This window comes from Novosphingobium sp. KA1, from assembly GCF_017309955.1.
In the GTDB taxonomy this organism is placed as follows: Bacteria; Pseudomonadota; Alphaproteobacteria; order Sphingomonadales; family Sphingomonadaceae; genus Novosphingobium.
The window spans coordinates 159,220-178,143 of the sequence record NZ_CP021248.1 but is presented as its reverse complement, the minus strand read 5'-3'; the positions used below and the strand labels follow the sequence as shown (position 1 = coordinate 178,143).

15 protein-coding genes are annotated in these 18,924 nt (G+C 68.6%); 9 read left to right on the top strand and 6 right to left on the bottom strand.

The window, feature by feature from the left end; all coding sequences use genetic code 11:
- Positions 1 to 4 precede the first annotated feature (4 nt).
- Genes CA833_RS18490 through CA833_RS18465 form a run of 6 tightly spaced genes read left to right on the top strand, consistent with a single transcriptional unit; the run spans position 5 to position 7,222 of the window.
- On the top strand, positions 5 to 1,225 hold the full coding sequence (locus CA833_RS18490) for a glycosyltransferase (RefSeq protein ID WP_207080752.1): 1,221 nt from the start codon (positions 5 to 7) through the stop codon (positions 1,223 to 1,225).
- A 7-nt stretch (positions 1,226 to 1,232) separates the two neighbouring features.
- Positions 1,233 to 2,408 (top strand): hypothetical protein, encoded by a 1,176-nt coding sequence (locus CA833_RS18485; protein WP_242526528.1) that lies wholly within the window; start codon positions 1,233 to 1,235, stop codon positions 2,406 to 2,408.
- The gene (locus CA833_RS18480) at positions 2,408 to 3,229 is read left to right on the top strand and encodes an ABC transporter permease (protein WP_142638252.1); all 822 of its coding nucleotides are present in this window, start codon (positions 2,408 to 2,410) and stop codon (positions 3,227 to 3,229) included. The genes CA833_RS18485 and CA833_RS18480 overlap by 1 nt, the downstream gene beginning before the upstream one ends.
- The gene (locus CA833_RS27295) at positions 3,226 to 4,722 is read left to right on the top strand and encodes an ABC transporter ATP-binding protein (protein ID WP_207080751.1); all 1,497 of its coding nucleotides are present in this window, start codon (positions 3,226 to 3,228) and stop codon (positions 4,720 to 4,722) included. The genes CA833_RS18480 and CA833_RS27295 overlap by 4 nt, the downstream gene beginning before the upstream one ends.
- Positions 4,719 to 6,026, top strand: coding sequence for a glycosyltransferase family 1 protein (locus CA833_RS18470; RefSeq protein WP_207080750.1), 1,308 nt, complete (start codon positions 4,719 to 4,721; stop codon positions 6,024 to 6,026). Before CA833_RS27295 ends, CA833_RS18470 begins: the two co-directional genes overlap by 4 nt.
- Entirely contained in the window at positions 6,023 to 7,222 is a 1,200-nt protein-coding gene (locus CA833_RS18465) for a polysaccharide biosynthesis/export family protein (RefSeq protein ID WP_207080749.1), read from the top strand. Before CA833_RS18470 ends, CA833_RS18465 begins: the two co-directional genes overlap by 4 nt.
- A gap of 42 nt (positions 7,223 to 7,264) precedes the next feature.
- Here CA833_RS18465 and CA833_RS18460 read toward each other — a convergent pair whose 3' ends face one another.
- The 6 genes from CA833_RS18460 to CA833_RS18435 form a co-directional block, all read right to left on the bottom strand.
- Positions 7,265 to 7,993: a GntR family transcriptional regulator gene (locus tag CA833_RS18460; protein ID WP_142638244.1), complete on the bottom strand. Its 729-nt coding sequence runs from the start codon at positions 7,991 to 7,993 to the stop codon at positions 7,265 to 7,267.
- Between the two features lie 6 nt (positions 7,994 to 7,999).
- The gene (locus CA833_RS18455; RefSeq protein WP_207080748.1) at positions 8,000 to 8,890 is read right to left on the bottom strand and encodes an N-acetylmuramic acid 6-phosphate etherase; all 891 of its coding nucleotides are present in this window, start codon (positions 8,888 to 8,890) and stop codon (positions 8,000 to 8,002) included.
- A gap of 28 nt (positions 8,891 to 8,918) precedes the next feature.
- Positions 8,919 to 10,484, bottom strand: a complete 1,566-nt coding sequence (locus CA833_RS18450) for a sodium:solute symporter (protein ID WP_142638242.1) — start codon at positions 10,482 to 10,484, stop codon at positions 8,919 to 8,921.
- A gap of 112 nt (positions 10,485 to 10,596) precedes the next feature.
- On the bottom strand, positions 10,597 to 13,323 hold the full coding sequence (locus CA833_RS18445) for a TonB-dependent receptor domain-containing protein (RefSeq protein WP_207080747.1): 2,727 nt from the start codon (positions 13,321 to 13,323) through the stop codon (positions 10,597 to 10,599).
- Between the two features lie 130 nt (positions 13,324 to 13,453).
- The gene (locus CA833_RS18440; protein ID WP_207080746.1) at positions 13,454 to 14,560 is read right to left on the bottom strand and encodes an anhydro-N-acetylmuramic acid kinase; all 1,107 of its coding nucleotides are present in this window, start codon (positions 14,558 to 14,560) and stop codon (positions 13,454 to 13,456) included.
- Complete coding sequence (locus CA833_RS18435; protein WP_207080745.1) at positions 14,560 to 15,429, bottom strand: hypothetical protein; 870 nt, start codon at positions 15,427 to 15,429, stop codon at positions 14,560 to 14,562. The genes CA833_RS18440 and CA833_RS18435 overlap by 1 nt, the downstream gene beginning before the upstream one ends.
- A gap of 125 nt (positions 15,430 to 15,554) precedes the next feature.
- Between CA833_RS18435 and CA833_RS18430 the strand changes: the two genes are divergently transcribed.
- Genes CA833_RS18430 through CA833_RS18420 form a run of 3 tightly spaced genes read left to right on the top strand, consistent with a single transcriptional unit; the run spans position 15,555 to position 18,915 of the window.
- Positions 15,555 to 16,646 (top strand): SIS domain-containing protein, encoded by a 1,092-nt coding sequence (locus CA833_RS18430; protein ID WP_207080744.1) that lies wholly within the window; start codon positions 15,555 to 15,557, stop codon positions 16,644 to 16,646.
- 11 nt (positions 16,647 to 16,657) lie between these two features.
- Complete coding sequence (gene nagA, locus CA833_RS18425; RefSeq protein WP_242526527.1) at positions 16,658 to 17,854, top strand: N-acetylglucosamine-6-phosphate deacetylase; 1,197 nt, start codon at positions 16,658 to 16,660, stop codon at positions 17,852 to 17,854.
- Positions 17,851 to 18,915: a beta-N-acetylglucosaminidase domain-containing protein gene (locus tag CA833_RS18420; protein WP_207080743.1), complete on the top strand. Its 1,065-nt coding sequence runs from the start codon at positions 17,851 to 17,853 to the stop codon at positions 18,913 to 18,915. The genes nagA and CA833_RS18420 overlap by 4 nt, the downstream gene beginning before the upstream one ends.
- The last annotated feature ends 9 nt before the right edge of the window (positions 18,916 to 18,924 follow it).

The window sequence follows — 18,924 nt, the reverse complement described above, 5'->3', positions numbered from 1 at the left end:
GGCGATGACCGAGGACCGCCCCCTGCTGCTCGACGTCACGCGGCTGATCGCGCGCAGCTGGTCGCGCCGCTTGCCGACCGGGATCGACCGCGTCGGCCAGGCCTACCTGCGACGCTTTGCCCTGCGCGCGCAGGCCGTCGTCCAGCACCGAGGCGTCGTGCGGGTGCTGGACCGGCCTCATTCACGCGAGCTGTTCGACCTCCTGCTGGGCAGCGACGCCGGTTTTCGCCGCCGCATGACCGCCTTCGCGCCCCGCGCGCTGGGCTGGAGTTGGGGTTGGGGCCGGGCGCCGCGCCCCGCCCCCGGCACGATCTACCTCAACGTCAACCACACCGACTTCGACCTTGCCAGCCACCAGCGCTGGACCCGCTCGGCCGGGCTGCGCAGCGCCTATCTGCTACACGACCTGATCCCGCTGACTCACGCGGACCATTGCCGCCCCCATGCCGTCCGCCGCCACCGGGGGCGGGTCCTGGGGGCGCTGCGGCACGGCACGGGCATTGTCGTGAGCACCGCGGCGGTTGCGCGGGACCTGCGGGACTTTGCCCGCCTCGAAGGACTGGAAGTGCCGCCGGTGCTGGTGGCGCCCATCGCCGGACAGCGCCTCGCCGCGCCTGCCTCCAGCGCGCCTTCCCCCAGCACGTCTCCCCATAGCGCTCTTCGCCGCCCGTTCTTCCTGTGCCTCGGCACCATCGAAAGCCGCAAGAACCACGGCTTTCTGCTCGATGTCTGGAGCATGCTCGTGCACAGGCTCGGCGAGCACGCCCCCGAACTGGTGATCGCGGGCCAGTGGGGCGCGGGCTCCGATCCGGTGCGCCGGCGCCTCGCCCGCGATCCGGCGCTGAACGGACGGGTGACCCTGCTCGAACGCTGCGGCGACGACGAGGTCGCGCGCCTGCTGGCCGCGGCCACCGCCCTGCTCCTGCCCACGCTCGCCGAAGGGTACGGCCTGCCGATGGTCGAGGCCTTGCAGGCGGGCACGCCGGTCATCGCCAGCGACCTGCCCTGCTTCCACGAAGTCGGCCAGGGCATCCCCACGCTCCTGCCGGTGAACGCCAGCCTGCACTGGGAAACCGCCATCGCCGGCTTTGCCCCCGGCACCCCCGAGCACGACCGCCAGCACGCCGCCATGGCGCGGTTCCGCCCCCCGACATGGGAGAGCCATTTCGACCGCGTCGAGACCTGGCTTTCCGCGCTAGGCACCGCCCCCGCGCACGCGGAGTGAAAGACGCATGGACACCCTGAGTTCGCACACCGCGTACGATCCCCTGCCCCCCCGTTCGACGATGAAGGATACCGCGCTGTCCCGCCTCCAGTCCGGCCTGAAAACACTCGGCCAACCGATCTTCCTGTGCACCGTCCTGATCCCGACGCTGCTGGCGATCCTCTATTTCGGCGTCTTCGCCAGCGACGTCTACATCTCGGAATCGCGCTTCGTGGTGCGCAGCGCCAACAAGAGCAGCATGTCCCCGCTCGGCCTCATGCTGGGCGGCAGCGGGCTCAGCGCGGCGAGCGAGGAGAGCAATGCCGTGCAGGAATACCTCGGCTCGCGCCTGGCCTTGCAGGAAGCGGACAGCGACGGCCTCCTGACCCGCGCCTATACCGCGCCCGCGATCTTCTGGCTCGACCGGTTCGGCCTCGGCGGCAAGCATGACCGCGAGCACTTCTACGAATACTACCTGAAGCGCGTCAAAGTGGAGAACGAGACCACCACGCAAGTGGTCTACCTCACCGTCCGGGCCTACGATGCGAAACAGGCGCACGCGATCAACGAACGCCTACTGGAACGCTCCGAGGCACTGGTCAACCGCCTGTCGGACCGCGCGCGGGCGGATGCAGTCGCCGCCGCGAAGGCCGAAGCGGACGCGGCGCAGGAGCGCGCCCGCAGCGCCGCCCGCGCGCTGGCTGCCTATCGCAACGACGAGGGCGTGATCGACCCGGAAAAGGAAGCCGCGGTCCGCCTGCAGATGATCTCCAAGTTGCAGGACGAACTGCTCTCGGTGCGCACCCAGCTCAGCCAGTTGCAGAGCTACACCCCCGAGGCCTCGCAGATCCCCTACTTGCGCACGCAGGAACGCGCATTGCAGGCGGAGATCGACCAGCAGACCAGCGGCATCGCCGGCGGCCGCAAGTCGCTCTCGGCCACTGCCGCGCGCTATCAGGAACTGCAGCTCGACAGCGAGATCGCCGGCAAGCAGCTTGCCACCGCGCTCGCCTCGCTGCAGGACGCGCGCAACGACGCCAGCCGCAAGCGTGCCTATGTGCAGCGTATCGCCGATCCCAGCACGCCGGACTATGCCATGGAGCCGCGCCGCGTGATCGGCATCTTCGCGGCCCTGCTGCTCGGCCTGATCGCCTGGGGCGTGCTGTCGACGCTGCTGGTCGGCATTCGCGAGCACCGCGACTGATGGCGCGCGCAACCGACAGTGCCCCGCACACCCTGCCGCCCCCTTCGCTGCGCCAGAGCCTCAGCATCCAGCGGCGTGTCCTCGGCGCCCTGCTGATCCGCGAGATGCTGACCCGTTACGGGCGCCACAACATCGGGTTTCTCTGGCTTTTTGTCGAACCGATGATGTTCACGCTGGGTGTCACCGCGCTGTGGACCGCCACCAAGTCGGTCCACGGCAGCGACCTGCCGATCGTCGCCTTCGCGCTCACCGGCTATTCCAGCGTCCTGCTCTGGCGCAACATGCCGGGGCGCTGCATCGGCGCGCTGTGGAGCAACTTGTCCTTGCTCTACCACCGCAACATCCGCGTGTTCGACATCTATGCCGCCCGCGTCATCCTCGAATTCGGCGGGGCGACGATCTCGTTCGCCACGCTCAGCCTGCTGTTCATCTCGGTCGGCTGGCTCAAGCCGCCCGAGAACGTGCTGGAAGTGGCGGGCGGCTGGCTGCTGATCGCCTGGTTCGGCGGCGCGCTGGCCGTCACGCTGGGCGCGCTCTCGCACGAGAGCGAGCTGGTCGACAAGCTGTGGCACCCCTTCTCCTACCTGCTGTTCCCGATGTCCGGCGCCGCCTTCATGGTCGACGCCCTGCCCAAGATCGCGCAGGACTACGTGCTCTACATCCCGATGGTCCACGGCACCGAGATCGTGCGCGAGGGCTACTTCGGCACCCGCGCCCATGCCCATTACGATCTCGCCTACGTGATCCCCTTTAGCCTCGTGCTGACGCTCGCCGGACTCTTGGCGGTGCGCTGGGTTTCGGCCCGGGTGGTGCCCGAATGATCCGCCTCACCGACGTCCGCAAGGTCTACCGGACGCGCTTCGGGCACAATGTCGTGCTCGACGGGATCGGCCTTGAAATGCACATGGGCGAGCGGCTGGGCGTGCTCGGCCGCAACGGGGCGGGCAAGTCGACCATGATGCGCCTGATCAGCGGCGCCGAGCGGCCGACCTCCGGCCGCATCGAACGCACCATGTCGGTCTCCTGGCCGCTCGCTTTCGGCGGCGCGTTCCAGACGATGCTGACCGGGGTGGACAACATCCGCTTCATCAGCCGCATCTACGATCAGGACTTTGCCCGCAACCTCGCTTTCGTCGAGGAATTCTCGGAACTCGGCGCCTATCTGCGCGAGCCGGTGCGCACCTATTCCTCGGGCATGCGCGCGCGGCTGGCTTTCGCGATCTCGATGATCATCGAGTTCGACTGCTTCCTGATCGACGAGATCGGCGCCGTGGGCGACGCGCGCTTCCACGACCGCTGCAACCACGAACTGTTCGGCAAGCGCGGCGACCGGGCGATGGTGATCATCTCCCACGATGCCGCCTATGTGCGCGACCATTGCAACCGCTTTGCGGTGCTGCACCAGGGCCACCTCGCGCACTACGAGGACTTCGACGAGGCCTACGAGGACTTCCGCGAACACATCGGCCTCGGCAATCGCAAGGCCAGCCTATCGCTGCCCGGCAGCCACGGCATTGCCCCCGGTCGCAGCGCCCTGATCGAGGTGTCACAGCACCGGGCCCTGCAGGACGAGCGCTTCCGCGCGCTGGTCATGGAAGGCGACTGGCGCCGCGATGCCAGGGCCTGGGACGAGGCGGCCGGGCGTTATGCCGCCGCCCTTGCGCTCTATCCCTTCCAGCGCTCCTACTGGGTGCAGCACGGCCATGTCAGCAAGGAACAGGGCCTGTTCGAACGCGCCGAGATTTCCTACCGCACCGCCTGCGCGCTGGGCGAGCCGGTGCAGGACGTCGAAGAGCACCTCGCCTTCGTCATGGCGCAGCAGGGGCTGGACATCGATGCCGCGCCGCCCGGGCGCTACCGCAAGGGCGAGGTGGCGGGGCAGGCGCCGGGACAGGCGGACATCGACCTCCTTGCCCGCGCCGTGTGGCGCTGCGAGCCCGAGATCGGAATAAGCGACGGCGACCGCGCCCGGCTGCTGCGCACCCATGCCACCTGCGACGCGCTGCTGGCCGCGATGATCCGCGATTCCCGCGCCGTGGCCGCGAACTCCGGCACGCAGGGCGGCGGCACGCAGGGCGGCGCAGGCGCAGGCGCCAGCGGGGGCGGGGGCGGGGGCGGGGGCGAGGACTGGATCCGCGCGCTCTGCGCCGTCGCCTTCGCTCCCGCCGACCTGCCCCGCATGGTCGCCGCCGCGCAGGCGATCACCGGCATGGAGGATGCCTGGCGGCACCTCCTCGCCGCCGGTGGCTTCGCCGACTGGCCGCTGACCCAGGCGGCCCTGCAACAGGCGCAAACACCCGAGTTCAAGTCATGACCGCAAGCACCCGCACCATCCTCATCGACGGCTACAACCTCAGCCTCCAGAAAGGCACCGGGGTCGCCACCTATGCCCGCAACCTCAGCAAGGAGATCGGCCGCATCGGCCACGAGGTCGCCGTGCTCTACGGCAACCGCTCGAACATGTCCCCGGACCCGCTGCTGCGCGAGGTCTCGTTCTTCGATACCGACGCCCAGCGCCATCCCGGCAAGTGGGGCAACGCGCTGGAGCAGTGCCTTTACGCCCTGCGCGGGCCGCTGGGGCAGACCGCGCGTGCGGTGCCGACCACCGGCAAGGTCGTCACCCGCACGTTTGCCTCCAGGCTTCCCCACTACGACCGCGTGTTCAACGCCCCCGACGTGTTCCGCCGCGCCCAGAGCGCCTTCAAGCTATGGGGCAAGCTGTCGGCGATCAAACCGCCCGAAATGCCCGATCTCGCGCACTGGACCTACCCGATGCCGCTGCGACTGGCCGGGCGGCCCAACATCTACACGCTGCACGACATGGTGCCGCTGCGGCTGCCCTATACCACGCTCGACGACAAGCGCGCCTACCTCCGGCTGATCCGCAAGCTGGACCGCAGCGCCGACCATTTCGTCACGGTGTCCGAATGCTCCAGGCGGGACCTCGTCGAAGTGGCGGGCATTGCGCCGGAGCGGATCACCAATACCTACCAGTCGGTCGACATCCCCGCCGCGCTGCGCGACAAGCCGGAGGATCAGGTGGCCCGCGAGGTCGAGGGTTTTGCCGACCTCGGCTACCGCGACTATCTGCTGTTCTGGGGCTCGATCGAACCCAAGAAGAACATCGGCCGCCTGCTCGAAGCCTATCTCGCCAGCCAGGTCGACGTGCCGCTGCTGGTGATCGGCGCGCAGGCGTGGAAGTCGGATCAGGAACTCCAGGTCCTCAACCAGAAAGGCAAGCTGGGCGAAAAGGCACGCAAACGCGTGGTGCAATTGCCCTATGTGCCCTTCCCCATGCTCATCACCCTGATCCGGGGCGCGCGCGGGGTGCTGTTCCCCTCGCTCTACGAAGGTTTCGGCCTACCGGCGCTGGAGGCGATGCTGCTGGGCACGCCGGTGCTCTGCTCCGACACCGCCTCGCTGCCCGAGATCGCGGGCGATGCCGCCTTGATGGTCGACCCCTATGACACCGCCGCGATCTGCCAGGGCATCCGCACGCTTTGCGCCGATGCCGACTTGCGCGCGGAACTGAGCCGCAGGGGCCTCATCCAGGCGCGGAAATTCGCGCCCGAGGCCTATCGCGCCCGCCTTGACGAACTCTACCGGAGGTTCCTGTGACAGTCCCCGCCAGCCGCTGCCGCCGTGTGGCCCTGCTCCTGCGCCCCGCCGCCGTGGCGCTGGGCCTTGCCGCCTTGTCGGGCTGCGCCAGTTTCGGCAGTTCCGGCCCGTCCACCGGCGCGATTACGGAGGCTGGAAAGGCCGCGGGCAAGACCGCTCAGGCCGACGCGGACATCCACGTCGTCGACCTCAGCGATGCCGTGATCGGGCGGGGGCGCGACTACGCGCAGTCGCGGCACTTCTCCGACCTGTTCGGCACGGGCACGCCGGTCGGCACGGTGATCGGGACCGGCGACGTGCTCGACATCGGCGTCTGGGAAGCACCGCCTGCGGTGCTGTTCGGCAGCGCCCGGGTCGAAACCGGCATGGCCGTTGCCCAGGGCGCGGCGATCCCCCAGCAGATGGTGGGCGAGGATGGCACCGTGACCATCCCCTTTGTCGGCCAGGTGCCGGTGCTCGGCCGCACGCCGGCCCAGGTGGAGCGCACCATCGCCGCGCGCCTCAAGGGGCGCGCCCACGATCCGCAGGTGGTCGTGCGCCTCGTCCAGAACGAGGCGCGGACGGTCACCGTGCTGGGCGAAGTCGGCGCCAGCCGGCGCGTGCCGCTGACCGCGCGGGGCGAGCGCCTGCTCGACATCATCGCCAGCAGCGGCGGCCCGCGCCAGCCGGTCGGCAAGACCACCCTGCAGCTCGCCCGCGGCACCGCCGTGGCGCGCATGCCGCTGGACACCGTCGTACGCGATCCGAAGCAGAACATCATCGTCCAGCCTGGCGACGTGCTGACCGTGATGTTCCAGCCCTACAGCTTCATCGCGCTGGGTGCGGTGAGCCGGAGTTCCGAAGTACCCTTCGAGGGCGGCGGCCTTTCGCTGGCGCAGGCGCTCGGCCGGGTCGGCGGGCTGATCGACCAGCAGGCCAATGTCCGCGGCGTCTTCGTGTTCCGTCTCGAAGACCCCGCCGCGCTCGCCCCGGCCATGGCCGAAACCGCCCGGCGCACGCGCGACGGCAAGGTCCCGGTGATCTACCGCCTCGACATGTCGCAGGCGCAGAGCCTGTTCCTGGCGCAGGACTTCACCATCGAGGACCGCGACGTGCTGTTCGTCTCGAATGCGCCGGCGGTCGACCTGCAGAAGTTCATCAACACGGTATCGAGCGCGGCGTTCTCGGTCGTCGCCGTCACCAATTCGGTCAACTGAGACCGGCGCGCGCCCGCCGGAAACCCCGGCGGGCGGACGCTTTTACAGTTCCTTGAGGTCGGTCACGAACTCGTAGCGGTCGCCGCGATAGACCGAGCGGGTGAACTCGACGATGCGGCCATCGGGAATGCGGGTCGTGCGTTCGATGCGCAGGACTTCGGAATTCTGCTTCACGCAGAGGATGCCCGCCTCGGTCGGCGTCGCCAGCGAGGCGCGGACGCGCTGGGTTCCGGTCGTCGGACAGAAACCATGGGTTTCGAGCGCCTGGTAGAGCGAGTCCCCCAGGCTTTCGAGATCCGGCATGAACTCGGCCGGGATCACCGCATGCTCGATCGCCAGCGGTTCACCGCCCGACAGGCGGACGCGGCCAAGCCGCGCCACCCGCGCCGTCACCGGCACGCCGAGCGCGGCGGCCTCTTCCTCGGTCGGCTGGGCATAGGACTTGTAGATCCACACGACGCCCGGATCCTCGCCGCGCAGACGGGCATCGGTGCTGAAGCTGCTGAGACGCGCGCCGGGCGCCTCGATCCGCTTGGCCACGAACGTGCCCGACCCCTGCTTGCGGACCAGCACGCCTTCGCCGATCAGCTGTTCGATGCCCTTGCGTACCGTGACGCGCGAGAGGCCGGCCATCTCGCTCAGCTCGCGCTCGGATGGCACCGCGCTGCCCGGATCGATCGCCCCGCTGTTGATATGCTCACGCAGACTGCGGGCGAGTTGCAGGTAGAGGGGCGTGCCCTCCTCGCTGCGGGTCCAGGCAATGTCACGCATCGTCGATCAGTCCCGCGTTTCGAGCACCTGCAGCACGTGCCGCAGATTGCCCTTGTGCACATCGAGCAGTGCCTTGCCTTCCGCCACCGGCACGCCCAGCGCGGTGATGACGCCGAGCCGGATGTCGTTGTCCGCCGCCGCCAGCGCACGCTCCGCGGCATCGGCCTCTACCCCGGCAATATCCTGGACCATGTTTCTGCCGCGTTGCAAGAGCTTCGCATTGGAAATCCGCATCGCCACCATGCGCCCCTGATAGACAAGGCCCAAGCGGATCATGATCGCGGTGGTCAAGAGGTTCAGCACCGCCTTCTGCGCGGTGCCCGCCTTCATGCGGGTGGACCCGCCGACAACCTCGCTGCCGGTCTTCACCAGCACCCCGTGCTCGGCGCTTTCGAGCAGCGCGGAACCCGGATTGTTGGCCACGCCGATCGTCAGCGCCCCGGCGGCGCGCGCCTGCTCGATGACGGCGAGGGTATAGGGCGTCCGGCCGCTCGCGGCGACGCCGATCACCACGTCGTCAGGGCCGATCGCGTCCTGTACGACGGCGGCCCGCCCGGCCTCGGCATCGTCCTCGGCCCCTTCGACCGCCTCGGTCAGCGCGCCGGAGCCCCCGGCCATGAGGAACACCAGCCGCTCCGGCCCCCAGCTGTAGGTCGGGTAGAGTTCGGTGCCGTCCTGCACCGCCAGCCGGCCGGAGGTGCCGGCCCCTGCAAAGACCAGTCGCCCGGTGTCCCCGAGCCGCGCCGCGGCGGCGTCGGCCGCAGCGGCAATGGCGGCCGTCTGCGACTGGACGGCGGCGATGGCGGCCAGTTGCCCTTCCAGCATGGCCTCCACCGCCAGTTCGGTCGGCCAGAGGTCGAGATCGAGATAACGGGCGTCGAGCGCTTCAGTATTCATGATATCCTTGTTCCCGATTTCGGGATCGTCATTCGGCCGGAGCCATGAGTTTGCCCGATCCGGCAGGCACCGCGCAAACGACGAATGCGACAAGCGTGCCGATGCAAAGCTGGAACGGGAACGAAAGTTTGCTCAGCATGGCCGGCATGCCGATGGCATGGGCGATGCCCGGCTGAAGCAACAGGATGGTGGCAAAGCCGATCAGGAGCGAGGCGATGACCGAACCCGTCGTCCCCCGCCCGGTGAACAGGGCGGTGAAATAGACGCCCAGCAGGCCCGCATAGGTGAAGACCATGACCTGCAGCGCGAACTCCAGCAGCCCCATGTCGGTATAGCGCTGCCAGTAGAACGAGACGACCGCCATGACGAACATCGCCGCGCCGATCACGCCCATGCCCACCCGGCCGGCGGAGACGAAGTGATGCTCGGGCGCGGCAGCGCCGCGCTTCTCGCGCCAGGGACGATAGAAGTCCTGCACCAGCACCGAGGACATGGCGTTGAGCGCCGAATTGGTAGTGGCCACTGCCGCCGCGCAGATGCCCACGGTGACAAGACCGCGCAGGCCCCCGGGAAGCTGGGTGAGGATGTAGTGCATGAAGATGCTGATCTTTTCGCCGCCGAACTGGTTTCCGGCGGCTGCCGTCGCCCCGCCCATCAGGTCGGGCCGGTCGTAGAAGACGTGGAGCAGCAGGCCGATAACGATGAACATGCCCACCACCGGCACGGTCGCGAAGACCGAAAGATAGAGGCCGCGCGCACCGGTCTTGGCGTCCTTGCAGGCGAGCAGGCGCTGGGTGGTGTCCTGGTCCATGCCGGAATTGGCGATGTAGAGCAGCGACAGCCCCAGCACGATCGCCAGCACCGAAAACGGGTGCGAGGTGTCGAGCGAGAAGTCGAGGATCTTGAGCTTGTTCACGCCCTCGGGCGTATGGGCAAGGCCCTGGATGATCTCGCCGGTCGAGGCGGGGATCGAAAGCCGCAGGAACACCAGCACCGCGATCGCCGAGCCCAGGTAGACCACGAACTGGATAAGGTCGTTCCACAGCACCGACTTGAGGCCGCCGACAAAGGTGAACAGCACGCTCGCCACGATCAGCAGCGCCGCGGCAATCATGATGCCCTGCGCCTCGACCGTGCCGGTGATGACCATGGCCAGCGCGATGGCGGCCAGATAGACCCGCGCGCCGCCCGCAAAGACGCGGCCGATCAGGAACATGCCGCCCGCCCAGCGCGTCGCCTTCTCGCTGAAGCGCAGGGTCAGCAGTTCGTAGGCGGTGGTCGCCTTGATCGCGTAGAAGCGCGGGATCATCACCTTGGCGACAAAGATCGCGCCGATCAGTCCGCCGATATTGCCGCTGAGATAGGTAAGGTCGCCGTGATAACCGTAGTCCGGCCCGCCCAGGAACGTCGCGGCCGACTGCGTGGCCGAGAGCACCGAAACCGCCGCCAGCCAGGCGGGGACGCTGCCGCCTGCCAGGAAGTAGTCATGCGCGGACTCGGTCTTGCGCGGCGTGAAGATCCAGCCTCCCGCGAGCAGCAGCAGCAGATAGCCGGCGATCACCAGCCAGTCCGCCGTCGTGAAAGGCAACATCATCGAACTCGTCTCCGGACCCGGCCCTGAACGCGGGTGCTCAGGGCCCGACAAAAAAGCGGGCGCCCGGTCGGAGGAGGAGGGGTGACCGGGCGCCGCGCAGGGTGGGGTTTCCTCAGATATGCGCGGTCAGCGAGAAGCCGATCGTGCGTCCGAGGATGTCGTATGTGTCGGGGAAGGTGTTGAAGACACCGCCCGTCGACACATAAGGAGGATTCTTGTCGAACAGGTTGTAGATACCGGCGCTGAAGGTGATCGCGTCGGTGAACTCATAGGAGGCCGAAAGGTCGAAGGTGTTCTGCGCCGAGATCGTCTCGGTCGAACCGACCGTGCTCGACTTGACCTTGCCGATGCGCTGCCAGTCGAACTGGATCACGCCCTTGTCGAACAGCCAGGAAAGTCCGGCGGTGTGACGGTAATCGGGCTGGACCAGCGTGGTGCCGTCGCTTGAGCAGGTGGCGCCGAAGGTGCCCTTGCACTGCACCGCCGAAACGGTGGAGTTGGCCTGGATCAGGTACGAGGTGACGATGTTGCCCTGATAGCTCAGGCGCAGGCCCTCGCCCGGCAGGAACGCGGGATGCAGCGTGTAGCTGGCCGAGATGTCGAAACCGCGCTGGAGCAGGCGTCCCAGGTTCTGGTTGTTGACATAGGCGTCCTTGAAGGTGCCGTCGGCATTGCGGGTCACCAGCGAGCACAGCGGATTGCTGGCGGTCGGGTTGGTGACGTAGCAGCTGGTGATCGCCGCGATCGGCTGGATCACGCCCACCGCGCCGCGCAGGTCAAGCTCGTACCAGTCGACGGTGACGTTGAGGCCCGGCAGGAAGCGCGGCGTGAACACCGCGCCCAGCGTGGTGGTGTAGCCGGTTTCCGGCTTGATGTCCGGGTTGCCGCCATAATAGTAGTTGCCGGTCAGGTAGCTGGCCGAAGTCGAGTTGGCCGAACCCACCGCCGGGGCGCCGAAGCGGGCGCACTGGGCCGCATCGCCGGTGCCCAGCACGCAGGGATCGCCGCCGTAGCGCGGCTTCAGGCGGTCGACCGTGACCAGGCTGCTGAACGGCAGCGACGACATGCCAGCGGCGAATTCACCGAAGTTCGGCGTGCGCAGGACGCGCTGGTAGGTGCCGCGCAGGCGCAGGTTGCCGTCGACTTCCCAGTTGCCCTCGACCTTCCAGGTGCCGTGGGTGCCGAACATGTTGTAGTCCGACAGACGATAGGCGCCGCCCACGTCCAGCTTGCGGATCAGCGGCAGGTCGCGCAGCACCGGCACCAGCACTTCGCCGTAGAGTTCCTTGACGTCGAAGTCGCCGCTGTAGGCCGACTGCACGCCCTGGCGGTAGGTGTTGCCGGTCAGGAGCGCGGTGTCCTGGTTGATGCTGGCGGTCTCGCGGCGGTATTCGAGGCCGACCGCGAAGCCGATCGGGCCGGCGGGCAGCGAGAACAGCTCTTCCAGCGTGCCGCTCAAGGTCGCCGCCGTCACGAACTGGTCGCGCTTGCGGTCGAAACCTTCGATCGAGCTGCCCAGCGCTTCGGCGATCCCGCTCTGGTTGGGGCCGAAGATGTTGACGCTGTTGACGATGGAATCGAACTTGTTGGCGCCCGTCGAGCTGGTGACGAGGCCGTCGCCGGTGATCAGCGTGTGCTCGGTCGAGCGGCCGTACTGGGCGTAGACGTTCCACTTGGTGGCGCCGGTCAGCGGGCCGCGTAGGCCGGTCTGGACCTGCAGGGTGTTACGCTCGGTCTCGTAGTTGATGAGGCCGAGTTCGGCCAGCGAGCGCGAGACGTTCACCTGCGCCGCGCCGTTGACGAAGGTCAGCTGGTTGCGGATGTCGTCGGTGAGGTAGGGGTTGCTCTCGCTGATCGAGACGGTGCGGTTCACCGAAACCGGGGTGGCGCCGGGGGTACCGGTCTCCTCGGTGCGCGAATTGTTGTACATCACGCGGCCATAGGCCTCGATCTGCGGGGTGATCTCGTATTTGAACAGCGCCGCGGCATTGATGCGCTTGAGCGGCGAGACCAGCGGATAGCGGTTCGAGATGTTCGAGGTGGCGGACGGGTTGGTGGTGAACGCGCCGCTGTCGGTGAAGCCGAACTTGCGACCGCTCGCCACGTCGGTGAAGACGCCGCCGATGCTGGGAATCGTCTGGTTCGGGGTTTCCGCCCAGTCGCGCTGGCCGGCGCGGATGAGGTCGCGCTGGGTGTAGTCGGCGGCGATGACGATGTGGCCGCGATCGCCAAGGCCGGTGCCGACCATCAGCGAACCGCCGTACTGCGCGCCGCCATGTTCGGACAGGCGGCTCGTCGCGGTGCCGCGCATGCCTTCGAAATCGTCGTTGAGGATGAAGTTGACGACACCGGCCACCGCGTCGGCGCCGTAGACCGCGGCAGCGCCGCCGGTCAGCACGTCGACCCGCTTGATCAGCGAGGCGGGGATCGAGTTGACGTCGGCCGAGTTACGGAAGCTGAACGGAGTCGCGCGGGTGCCGTCGATGAGCACGAGCGAGCGGCTCTGGCCGAAGTTGCGCAGTTCGAGAACCTGGGCGCCGAAGGCGTCGCTGCCCTGCGAACCCTGGCGGACACCGCCGGAAAGCTGGGGCAGCTTGGTGGAGAAGTCCTCCACCGTCAGCGCCGCCTGCAGCTTGATCTGCTGCTCGCCGGTGGAAACGACAGGGCTGCTGGAAGTCAGGCCGGCCACCGGGATGCGGGTGCCGGTGACGACGATTTCGGCAGCGGCGCTGGTATCGTCGGCGGGGGCGGAATCGGCGGACTGTGCGAACGCCGTGCCTTGCGACAGGGCAATCGCCAGCGCTGTGGTGGCGACCATGGTCCTTTGAAACTTAACCATTTTTGACTTCCTCATTGTCGTTTCCCTGGCGCCGGAGTTCGTTGCTCCGGCACATTTTCGCACCATGCATACCTGTATGAGATATGTAAAGCGCTGGTATTTTATTGGTCGTAGTTTTCTGGAGGCCCCCTCAGACCACTCCGGCCAGAGCCGCGTCCGGCCGCCAGATCGCGCCGCCGGTGAGGGGGCGCCCGACCCCGGTGGTGCCGGGATAGGTCAGCGGCAATCCGCGCAGGCTGCGCGCCGCCAGGAAGGCCATCGCCTCGGCCTCGACATAGTCGCCGCGCAGGCCCACCTCGTCCGCCGTCCGGCAATCGCCGAGACGCGCGCGCAGCGCCTGCATCAGCGTGGGATTGTGGCTCCCGCCGCCGCAGACAATCCACACTTTCGGGGCCGCCGGAAGCAACCGCAGAGACGCCCGCACCGCTTCCGCCGTGAACGCCGTCAGCGTCGCCGCCGCATCTTCCAGCGAACGGGCGCCCGCCCATTCGAGCGGAAAATCGTAGCGGTCAAGCGACTTCGGACCCGATCCCCGGAAATGTTCGTGCTCCAGCAGCATGGCCAGCACCGCCGCGTCGACCGTGCCCGCCGCCGCGATCCGCCCACCCTCGTCATAACGACCGGCCCCGCGCGCCTGCACCACCTGGTCGATCAGGCCATTGCCCGGCCCGGTGTCGAACGCCACCAGCGACCCGTCCGCGCCGATCCACGTGAGGTTCGCCACGCCGCCGAGATTGAGGAACGCGATCGGCCCCGCAAGACCCAGCCGCTCCGCCAGCGCGGCATGATAGGCGGGCACCAGCGGCGCGCCCTGCCCGCCCGCCAGCAGGTCGTCCTGCCGCATCTGCGCAACCACCGAAACGCCCAGCGCATCGGCCAGGACCTGCGGATCGCCGATCTGCACGGACAGCCGCCGCTCGGGCCGGTGCAGCAGCGTCTGCCCATGGAAACCGACCAGATCGGGCCTGCGCCCGGCCCGTGCGATCACCTGTTCACCGGCACGCAGATGCGCCGCCTCGATCACTTCGGCCGCCAGCGCGAACGAATGCGGCCTTGCGCCATAGCCGTTCCAGGCCAGCGCATCGCGCGTGGCCTTTTCCAGCGCATCGCGCTCCGCCGCCGAATAGGCGGTCATCGCCCCGGGCCCGAAGGCCGCGATCCGTTCCCCATCGGTTTCCAGCAGCGCCACGTCGACGCCGTCGAGCGAGGTTCCGCTCATGTACCCCATGACCAGCATCAGCCGTCATTCTCCCAACTACAGATGACAAGGCTGGCATCGTCGTGCCGCTTGACCCGCGCGAATTGCCGCAGGGATTCCGGCGCGCTTTCCAGCTCGCGCAGCCGCGCCAGCCAATGCGCCCAGTCCCGCTGCCCGGAAATGGCCAGCAGATCGGCGGGCTCGGCCGCATCGAAAAGTTCGAACAGGCGCAGGAAACCGTCACTGGCCAGGGCGAAACGCGCGCCCGGCCGGACCGGGAACCGCACCTGCCAGACATGATCCGCCGCGCGCGGCTCGGTGCCCAGCACCCAGTAGCCACCGGCGCGGTTCATCAACCGGCGATTGGCCAGAAGCCCCGGCAGCAGCCGCGCCTTGAACGCCTCGGGCGAGATCTCGCCTTCTTCGGCGAGGATCTGCCGCAAGGCCGCAATCGTGCGCGCCTCGATGGCGTCGAGCGCCGAACTGCCAAAAACCTGCCCCTGATTTGCAATGACGCGGCAATCGGCAAGCGTCGTGATCTCCGCCTCGCCGCCGATCACCCGCACCATCGCGAAGGCCGCCGAAGGGTGCTCATGCGCCTCGGCGCGCGGCCCCGTCTGCTCGCGCTGCAAAGCCTCGCCGCATTGGCGCATGACCTGGCGCAGCAGTTCGGTGGTCGGAATATCGGGGCTTTGCGCCAGCCCCTCGGCCAGCAGCCCATTGGCCTTTTGCGCCAGCCAGCTGGCATCGCTGGGCGCATCGAGCAACCGGGGACCAACGCCGGTCGCCCCGTCGATCACCCAGGCGGCATTGCCATGGTGGCCCACGCAATCCTCGTTGACCCCGCCCTTGACGCTATCCTTGACGCTGCCCGCGCCATCGGTGGCGGCAATCTCGATCCTGAGCATCGGCTTCTCCCAGCTTGCGACTCCGGCATCCCTTGCGGAACACCGAACCGGTATCATGAGGTCAGGAGGAATAAAACCACTTTAATGCCACTTGTATCGCAATTCGAAAGTGGTATCTTCCCAATATGACCCTGACCAAGCCAGACCTAACCGCACCAGAAACGCACCTGGAGGCCACTGAGGGCGAGACCCTGATGGCCCGGGAAGCCCGCGAGGCCCCGCTTCGCTGCTCCGAGCAATTGCAGCGCAATGCCGAACTGGTGCGCGAGGCCGGTCGCCGCCTGCGCGCGCTGGCCCCGCCGTTTGCCGCCACCCTTGCCCGTGGCAGTTCCGATCAGGCCGCCGCCTTTGCCAAGTTCCTGCTGGAGACCCATGCCGGGGTGCCCACGCTGAGCCACGCGCCTTCGGTCGGCTCGCTCTACCATGCCACGTCGCCGCGCTTTGCCGGGGTCCCGCTGATCGCGATCTCGCAGTCCGGCCGCAGCCCCGACCTGCTCGCCGCCGCCGAAGATGCCAAGGCGCAGGGCGCGGTGGTGATCGCCGTTGTCAACGACGCGCAGTCGCCGCTGGCCGACCTCGCCGAGATCGTCATTCCGGTGCACGCCGGGCCCGAAACCAGCGTGGCCGCCACCAAGAGCTTTGTCTGCACGCTGGTCGCGCTCACCCATCTCGTGGCCGAATGGAGCGAGGACGCGGCCCTGCTCGCCGCGCTCGAGACCGCGGGCGAGGTTCTCGAAGCCGCCGCCGCGGCCGACTGGACCCAGGCGGTCGAACTGCTGAAGGATGCCGGCGACATGCTGGTGCTGGGCCGCGGCCCGACCCTGCCGATCGCCGGCGAGGCCGCGCTCAAGCTCAAGGAAACCTCCAGCCTCCATGCCGAGGCCTTCAGCAGCGCCGAAGTCGCGCATGGGCCGATGACGCTGGTCGGCGCGGGCGATCCGGTGCTGGTGCTTGCCCCGCTCGACGTCGCCCGCACCGGCCTGCGCGAGCGGCTGGACGACTTTGCCGCGCGCGGCGCCAGAGTGATCGCCGCCGGCATGGCCGAGGACATCGCCCCGGCCGCGCTGACCCTGCCCTCACGCAGCGACGTCCACCCGGTGCTGGGCGCCATCGCCGCGATCCAGAGCTTCTACGGTCTTGCCAATGCCCTGTCGCTGGCGCGCGGCCGCAACCCGGACAATCCGCCCCATCTCAACAAAGTGACACGCACGTTATGAGCCTGTCGGCCATGAACCCCGCGACAACTCCCGCAATGCCCGAGGCGGCTCGCCCCCTTACCGCGCTTGTCGGCGCCCGCATCGTGCTGGCCGACCGCGTGGTCGAGGATCAGGCGCTGCTCCTTGCGGGCGATCGCATCCTCGGCCTCGCACCGCGCGATACCCTGCCCGAGGATTGCCGTGTCGAGCAGATCGACGGCGGCTGGCTGCTGCCCGGCTTCATCGACGTGCAGGTCAACGGCGGCGGCGACGTGCTGCTCAACGACAGCCCGACGGTGGAGGGCATCCGCGCCATCGCCCGCGCCCATCGCCGCTATGGCACCACCGGCCTGCTGCCCACGCTCATCAGCGACTATGCCGAGGCGGTGGACGTGGCGATCGCGGCCGGCGAGGCGGCGCTGGCCGAAGGCGTGCCGGGCGTGCTCGGCGTCCATATCGAAGGCCCTCACCTCAACCCCGCCAAGAAGGGCATCCACGACCAGACCCGCTTCGCGCCGGTCGATGCCGAGGTGATCGCCCGGCTCGCCGCGCCGACGCTGGGCCGCCGGGTGGTGACGCTGGCGCCCGAACTGGCACCGGCGGGATCGGTGCGCGCGCTGAGCGAGGCGGGCATTCTTGTCTGCGCGGGCCACAGCATGGCCGATTACCAGCAGAGCCACGCCGCGCTGGCCGAAGGGCTGGCCGGGTTTACCCACCTGTTCAACGCGATGACCCAGTTCCTCAGCCGCGATCCCGGCATGGTCGGCGCGGCGCTGGAAGACCGCGCCAGCTTCTGCGGGCTGATCGTCGACGGCTTCCACGTCCACCCCGCCGCCATGCGGGTTGCCATCAAGGCGCGCGGCACCGAGGGCATCATGCTGGTGACCGACGCGATGCCGCCGGTGGGCGGCACGCGCGGCACCTTCACGCTGATGGGCACCGAGATCACCGTGGCGAACGGCAAGTGCACCGGCCCCGACGGCACCCTGGCGGGATCGGCGCTGACGATGGCCGAGGCGCTGCGCAACACGATGGACATGCTCTACTGCGACATCGTCACCGCCTCGCGCATGGCCAGCGGCAACCCTGCGCGGTTCCTGCGGCTGGAGCACGAGACCGGCACCATCGCGCCGGGCCTGCGCGCCGACCTCGTGCTGCTGGACGAGGCGCGCCGCGTGCGCGCCACCTGGATCGGCGGCGCGCGCGAGGATCTGGGAGAAGACGCGTGACCCCGCCGCTCGGGCTGATCGAGGGCCGCTTCGGGCGGATCTGGGACGCGGCCGAGCGCAGCCACGTGGTGCGCACGCTGGCCGGGGCCGGCTACGGTTTCTACCACTATGGCCCCAAGGCCGACCGTTCGCTGCGGCGCGAATGGCGCAAGGCGCATGACCTCGCCCAGAGCGAGGCGCTCGCCCGGCTTTCCGCCGAATGCCGCGCGGCGGGCATGCGTTTCGGCATGGCGATCACCCCGGTCGGCTCCACCCATCCCTTCGACGATGCCGCGCGGGCCGACCTTGCCCGCCGCATCGCCGACCTCGACGCCATCGGCATCGACGACCTGGCCGTGCTGTTCGACGATCTGCGCGGCGACATGCCGCAGCTGGCCCAGCGGCAGGCCGATGTCGTCAACTTCTGCGCCGGGCTGACCAAGGCCACGCGGGTCTATACCTGCCCGACCTATTATTCCGACGATCCGGTGCTCGACCTGGTCTTCGCGGATCGTCCGGCGGACTATCTCGGCACGCTCGGCCGGCTGCTCGACAGCGCCGTGCAGGTCTACTGGACCGGCGAGGAAGTCTGCGCGAAGGAAATCGGCCCGGCGCATCTCGAACGCGTGGCGGGCGAGCTCGGCCGCAAGGTCTGCCTGTGGGACAACTGGCCGGTCAACGACGGGGCGCGGATGTCGCGCTTCCTGCACCTGCGCGCCTTTACCGGCCGTCCGGCGGCGATTGCCGAACACATCAGCGGCCATGCGGTCAACCCGGCGATCCAGGCGCACCTCGGCTGCATTCCGGCGCTGACGCTGCCGATGCTCTACGCGCAAGGGGAGCGCTATGCCTATGGCGCGGCGTTCGATGCCGCCGCGCGCACGCTGCTCGGCGCGGAATTCACGCAGCTTCTGCGGCAGGACCTTCCGGCGCTGCAGGACGTCGGCTACGAGCGCCTCGGCGCACGGGCGGACCGCCTGCGCGCACGGTATCGGGACATCGATCACCCCGCCGCGCGCGAGATCCTGCGCTGGCTGGACGGCCATGACCTGATGACCGACGACGAGGTCCAGACCCAGTAAGCGGGAAAC

Excerpts from the sequence above, each read along its gene's own strand:
- CA833_RS18490 (WP_207080752.1), top strand. The coding sequence starts at position 5 with ATGACCGAGGACCGCCCCCTGCTGCTCGACGTCACGCGGCTGATCGCG.
- CA833_RS18485 (WP_242526528.1), top strand. The coding sequence starts at position 1,233 with ATGGACACCCTGAGTTCGCACACCGCGTACGATCCCCTGCCCCCCCGT.
- CA833_RS18480 (WP_142638252.1), top strand. The coding sequence starts at position 2,408 with ATGGCGCGCGCAACCGACAGTGCCCCGCACACCCTGCCGCCCCCTTCG.
- CA833_RS27295 (WP_207080751.1), top strand. The coding sequence starts at position 3,226 with ATGATCCGCCTCACCGACGTCCGCAAGGTCTACCGGACGCGCTTCGGG.
- CA833_RS18470 (WP_207080750.1), top strand. The coding sequence starts at position 4,719 with ATGACCGCAAGCACCCGCACCATCCTCATCGACGGCTACAACCTCAGC.
- CA833_RS18460 (WP_142638244.1), bottom strand. The coding sequence starts at position 7,993 with ATGCGTGACATTGCCTGGACCCGCAGCGAGGAGGGCACGCCCCTCTAC.
- CA833_RS18455 (WP_207080748.1), bottom strand. The coding sequence starts at position 8,890 with ATGAATACTGAAGCGCTCGACGCCCGTTATCTCGATCTCGACCTCTGG.
- CA833_RS18450 (WP_142638242.1), bottom strand. The coding sequence starts at position 10,484 with ATGATGTTGCCTTTCACGACGGCGGACTGGCTGGTGATCGCCGGCTAT.
- CA833_RS18445 (WP_207080747.1), bottom strand. The coding sequence starts at position 13,323 with ATGGTTAAGTTTCAAAGGACCATGGTCGCCACCACAGCGCTGGCGATT.
- CA833_RS18440 (WP_207080746.1), bottom strand. The coding sequence starts at position 14,560 with ATGCTGGTCATGGGGTACATGAGCGGAACCTCGCTCGACGGCGTCGAC.
- CA833_RS18435 (WP_207080745.1), bottom strand. The coding sequence starts at position 15,429 with ATGCTCAGGATCGAGATTGCCGCCACCGATGGCGCGGGCAGCGTCAAG.
- CA833_RS18430 (WP_207080744.1), top strand. The coding sequence starts at position 15,555 with ATGACCCTGACCAAGCCAGACCTAACCGCACCAGAAACGCACCTGGAG.
- nagA (WP_242526527.1), top strand. The coding sequence starts at position 16,658 with ATGAACCCCGCGACAACTCCCGCAATGCCCGAGGCGGCTCGCCCCCTT.